Raw genomic sequence first — 5,117 nt, forward strand, 5'->3', positions numbered from 1 at the left:
TCGGCCACGATGGTGGTCAGGCCGGTCATGATGCCCTGGCCCTTGTCCAGATGCTTGACCAGGACGGTTACGGTATTGTCCTTGGCCACCCGCACGAACAGGTTCGGGCGCGGGTCGGCGGGGCCGACAATGCCGGGGGCGGCAGGCTCGGCCGCGAATGATCCCAGCGGGACCACGGCGCCGATGATCAGGGCGCCGCCGGTGCCCTTCAGGAAGGTGCGGCGGCTGGGGGCGGGTTCGGCCACGCTGGACGCGGCCTGGCGCAGCAATTGACGCAGCATCATGGCTCAGGTCCTCGCCAGCTTGGCAGCCACTTTCACGGCTGCCTTGATCCGCACATAGGTGGCGCAACGGCAGACATTGCCGTCCATCGCCGCCTCGATATCGGCATCGGTGGGGTTCGGGTTCTCGGCGATCAGGGCCGTGGCCGCCATCACCTGACCCGACTGACAGTAGCCGCACTGCACCACGTCCAGATCGGCCCAGGCCTTCTGGACCGCGGCGGCGGCCTTGCCGGAAATCCCTTCGATCGTGGTGATCTTGGACCCCACGGCGGCGGATGCCGGCAATTGGCAGGACCGGGTCGGCTGACCGTCCACATGCACCGTACAGGCGCCGCACTGCGCGACACCGCAGCCGAACTTGGTGCCCGTCATATTCAATTCGTCACGCAGGACCCACAGAAGCGGCATGTCCTCCGGCACGTCCACTTCGCGGACCTTGCCGTTGATATCGAGGCTAATCATCGTCGACCCCAATTAAGAATGAAATACGGCAGGCCCTCGCCAAGCCTGCGTTCAAAGCGAAGAATGGCCCGCCCCCTGTTGGCAGTCTTCCAGATTTCGACCATTTCAACAGGTCCGTGAAATAGGCCGATACTGCCATGATTGCGTTATATCTGTGTGAATACATCGTTTATGACTTGGCGGCGCCTGCAACGGTGAAAGGCATGCTCACGGCCCTTTCCGCCTGCAAGTCTAATCATCTATACTCACCGGAAGATGAAGTCGGGGCGGGGGCAGGGGTGGCGGCGCGCGTTTGCACGGTGGCCTTTCAAGGCATAGATGTGTTGGACATCGACGTACAGGTGCAGATGACGGGCGGGCCCATCGCCTTCACCGTTGTCGGCCTTCCCGACAAGGCGGTGGGCGAAAGCCGGGAGCGGGTGCGCGGCGCCCTGCATGCCCTGGGCATCGCCCTGCCGGCGCAGCGCCTGATGGTCAATCTGGCCCCCGCCGATGTGTTGAAAGAGGGAAGTCATTTCGATTTGCCCATCGCGCTGGCCCTGCTGGTGATGATGGGCATCCTGCCGGATGAAATGCTGGCGGGGTATCAATCGCTGGGGGAATTGGGGCTGGACGGGTCCATCTCCCCGGTGGCCGGTGTGCTGCCCGCCGCCATCAATGCCCTGGCCGGTGGCAAGGGGCTGATCTGCCCCGCCGCCAGCGGGGGGGAGGCGGCCTGGGCCGGCAATGGGCTGGACATCCTGGCCCCGCCGTCGCTTCTGGCCCTGATCAACCATTTCAAGGGCACGCAGGTTCTGTCCCGGCCTGAACCCAAGATGCAAACCGATATCACCGGCAGCATCAAGGATCTGCGCGACGTCAAGGGGCAGGAGACGGCCAAGCGTGTGCTGGAGGTGGCGGCCAGCGGCGGCCACAACATGCTGATGCTGGGGCCGCCGGGGTCAGGCAAGTCCATGCTGGCGTCGCGTCTGCCGGGGCTGCTGCCCCCGCTGGACCCGGCGGAGGCGCTGGAGGTCTCCATGGTCCATTCCATCGCCGGCGGGCTGGAGGGCGGGCGTCTGATCCGCACAAGGCCCTTCCGGGAGGTGCATCATTCCGCCACCCTGGCGGCCATGGTGGGCGGCGGCACCCGCGCCCGGCCGGGGGAAATCAGCCTGGCCCATCAGGGCGTGCTGTTCCTGGACGAATTGCCGGAATTTGCACGCGGCACGCTGGAGGCATTGCGCCAGCCGCTGGAGACCGGCCGCGCCACCGTCAGCCGTGCCAACCACCATGTCACCTATCCGGCGCGGTTTCAGCTTGTGGCGGCCATGAATCCCTGCCGCTGCGGTCACCTGGATGATGCCGCGCTGGCCTGCGGACGGGCGCCGAAATGCGCCATCGATTACCAGTCGAAGATCAGCGGCCCGCTGTTCGACCGTATCGACCTGCATGTCGATGTACCGGCCGTCAGCGCCGCCGACCTGTCCCTGCCACCCCCGCGTGAGGGGACGGCGGAGGTGGCGGCCCGCGTGGCCAGGGCGCGGGAGACACAGCGTGCCCGCTATCACGGGCTGCTGCCCCAAGGCCATCCGCCGATCCGCAGCAATGCGGAGGCCGATGGCGAGGTGCTGGAGAAGGTGGCCGGTCCCGACATGCAGGGACGGCAATTGCTGACCGACGCCGCGGAGCGGCTGAAACTGTCGGCCCGTGGCTATCACCGTGTCCTGCGTGTGGCCCGCACCCTGGCCGATATGGACGGGGCCGACGGTGTACGCCGCATCCATGTGGCCGAGGCGCTGTCCTATCGCCGGGTGGCGCCGGGACGCTAGGGGCGGCCCCTCTTTCCACCGGGTGCCGGATGGGTTATGACAACATTGTCATAATGAGGAAATGGCCGGGCGGCCAACGTCCGGCAGACATCCGTTCGGGAGGAACGAATATGACGACGCCCCTGTCCCGGCGTGCGTCCCTGGCCGTGCTGGCCGGGGCGGCAGCACTTCCCCTGGCGCCGGCGGCGCGGGCCTTGAGCCCGGCACCCTGGCAGTCACTGATCCCGGCGGTGGCCGCACCCGACGGGTCCATTCCCGGATGGAAACGGTTGGGCGGGCATGCGCCCTATCGGCTGGATGGCAGGGAGATAGTCGGCACATCGGTGGAGAAATCCCCCAACAGCTTCCTGGTCAGCGAGGAACTGTTTGACGATTTCATCCTGGAATGCCGGGTGCGGACCGATCCGCGCCTGAATACCGGCATCATGATCCGGTCGGAAGCAAAGCCCGATTACCGTGACGGGGTCGTTCATGGCTATCAGGTGGAAATCGACCCGTCGGCCCGGCGCTGGACGGGTGGGATTTATGACGAGCAGCGGCGCCTGTGGTTGGACCCGCCCAGCGACCGGCCCGCAACCCTGGCCGCCTTCCGGTCCGGCGACTGGAACCATTTAAGGGTGGAGGCGGTGGGCAACCGCATCCGCACCTGGCTGAACGGGCTGCCCGCCGCCAATCTGGTGGACGAGATGACGCCGCGCGGATTTTTCGGGCTGCAGGTCCATGATGTCGGCTCCGATCCGGCCAATGCGGGACTTGAGGTCCGCTTCCGCGACCTGCTTGTCATCACCGATGATCCCGGACGTTATGCCCGGCCCCTGAGCCCGGCGGACGAGCGGGATTTCATCGCCAACCACCTGACAGCGGAGCGGGCGGCCATTGGCTGGCGCCTGCTGTGGGATGGCCGGGGAGGAGGTGGCTGGTCCGGCCTGTCGGGGGCGGGCTGGTCTATCCGCGACGGGGCCATCCGCTGTGATGGGGCGCAGACCCCGCTGGTCAGCGCGGACCGCGTCGCCGATTTCGAACTGGAACTGGACGTGCTGGCTGGCGAGGGGGCCGACGGCGCCGTGGGCTATCTGGGCAGCGCGCTCTACCATCTGGCCCAGGGGCCGCAGGGGCAGGGTGAGGCGGCCAGCGGCAGCCTGTCCCTTGGGGGGAATGCGATCAAGGTCCCGGCCCGTAACCTGTCCGACCCCAACCCGGACAAGCCCAGCATGAAACCTGCCGGCCAGTGGAACCGGGTCTATATCCGGGTCCAGGGCGACCGGGTCGAACATTGGCTGAACGGGTCGAAGCTGCTGGAGGGCAGCCGGGCGGCGCTGGGCCTGCCGGCATCGGGGCCGGTCCTGCTGCGGCCCGGCAGCGGGACGCTTTCCTTCCGGTCCATCCGTCTGCGTCCACTCTAAGCCGTGAGGGTGCCCATGATGAACCGGCGTGAGGCCATGCTGGCCGCCATTGCTCTGGTTGGGGGGGCGGCAACGGCGCCGCTGCCGGCCTGGGCCTATGCGGGGACGACGGGGCCCGTCGGCCGCTTCTTCACCGAGGCTGAGATGGCGCTGCTGGCCGAGGTGGCGGAGATCATGATCCCCGCCACCGAAACGCCGGGCGCCAGGGACGCCAATGTGCAGGGCGTGGTGGACGGGCTTATGCTGGATTGGGCGTTGCCGGCCACGCGGGCGCAATTCCGGGCCACGCTGGCCACCATCGATCAGCGGGGGTCCCGCCCCTTTCTGCGCCTGCCGGCGGCGGAGCAGGCGGGTCTGCTGGCCGCCATCGATGCCGCCGCCTTCATGAACGAAACGGCAGGCCAGGGCTGGCGCCGGCTCAAGCAATTGATCTGGTACGCTTATTTTACCAGCCAGGGGGCCGATCCGGATTATGTGGCCGTCCCTGGCGATTACCGGGGCGATCTGTCGAAGGCCGAGTATCGGCGTCTGGTGGAGGAGCGGCGCTGATGGAATGGGATGCGATCATTGTCGGGTCCGGCATCACCGGCGGCTGGGCGGCCAAGGAACTGTGTGAGCGGGGGCTGAAGACCCTGGTCATCGAACGCGGCCGCATGGTCGAGCATGCCGGGCCGGAATATACCGATTTCCAGGCCCCATGGGAGATCGAGTTCCGCAATCTGGTGCCGGAAAGCTATCCCGCCAATGGCTGGCAATATCTGAAGGACAAGGGTGACTGGATCTACAAGATGCAGCACCTGCATTTCTTTGCCGATACCAAAACCTATCCTTTCTCCCATCCCGAGGATCGGCCCTTCATCTGGACGCGCGGTTATCAGTTGGGCGGACGGTCGCTGACCTGGTACCGCCAGTCCTATCGCTGGAGCGAGGCGGATTTCACCGCCAACCGGCGTGACGGGCACGGGGTCGACTGGCCCATCCGCTATGCCGATCTGGCCCCCTGGTACGACCATGTCGAACGGTTTGCCGGCATTTCCGGGGCGCTGGACGGGCTGGAGGAACTGCCCGACGGTATTTTCCAGCCGCCATTCGAGATGAACTGCGCCGAACAGAAGGTGGCGCGCACCCTGAAACAGACCATGCCTGCTGTGCGCATG

The 5,117-nt window shown here is 66.6% G+C and carries 4 protein-coding genes and 2 pseudogenes; 4 read left to right on the top strand and 2 right to left on the bottom strand.

Translation table 11 applies throughout. The annotated features are described in order from the left end of the window. Both KBA48_RS32380 and KBA48_RS32385 read right to left on the bottom strand, forming a co-directional pair. A pseudogene (locus KBA48_RS32380) lies at nucleotides 1–284 on the bottom strand (xanthine dehydrogenase family protein molybdopterin-binding subunit); the annotation flags it as partial. A 3-nt stretch (nucleotides 285–287) separates the two neighbouring features. Then, entirely contained in the window at nucleotides 288–746 is a 459-nt protein-coding gene (locus tag KBA48_RS32385) for a (2Fe-2S)-binding protein (RefSeq protein WP_292912792.1), read from the bottom strand. A 278-nt stretch (nucleotides 747–1,024) separates the two neighbouring features. On the opposite strand from KBA48_RS32385, the gene KBA48_RS32390 reads away from it, so the two are divergent. The 4 genes and pseudogenes from KBA48_RS32390 to KBA48_RS32405 form a co-directional block, all read left to right on the top strand. After that, nucleotides 1,025–2,557 (top strand): YifB family Mg chelatase-like AAA ATPase, encoded by a 1,533-nt coding sequence (locus KBA48_RS32390; RefSeq protein WP_292912793.1) that lies wholly within the window; start codon nucleotides 1,025–1,027, stop codon nucleotides 2,555–2,557. Nucleotides 2,558–2,667: 110 nt separating this feature from the next. After that, entirely contained in the window at nucleotides 2,668–3,960 is a 1,293-nt protein-coding gene (locus KBA48_RS32395) for a DUF1080 domain-containing protein (RefSeq protein WP_292912794.1), read from the top strand. Between the two features lie 15 nt (nucleotides 3,961–3,975). Then, a complete protein-coding gene (locus KBA48_RS32400) occupies nucleotides 3,976–4,509 on the top strand; it encodes a gluconate 2-dehydrogenase subunit 3 family protein (RefSeq protein ID WP_292912795.1) in 534 nt (177 codons plus the stop codon). Beyond that, a pseudogene (locus KBA48_RS32405) lies at nucleotides 4,509–5,117 on the top strand (GMC family oxidoreductase); the annotation flags it as partial. The gene KBA48_RS32400 and the pseudogene KBA48_RS32405, both read left to right, overlap by 1 nt.

Origin of the sequence: Niveispirillum sp. (genome assembly GCF_017996735.1) — a bacterium.
In the GTDB taxonomy this organism is placed as follows: Bacteria; Pseudomonadota; Alphaproteobacteria; order Azospirillales; family Azospirillaceae; genus Niveispirillum.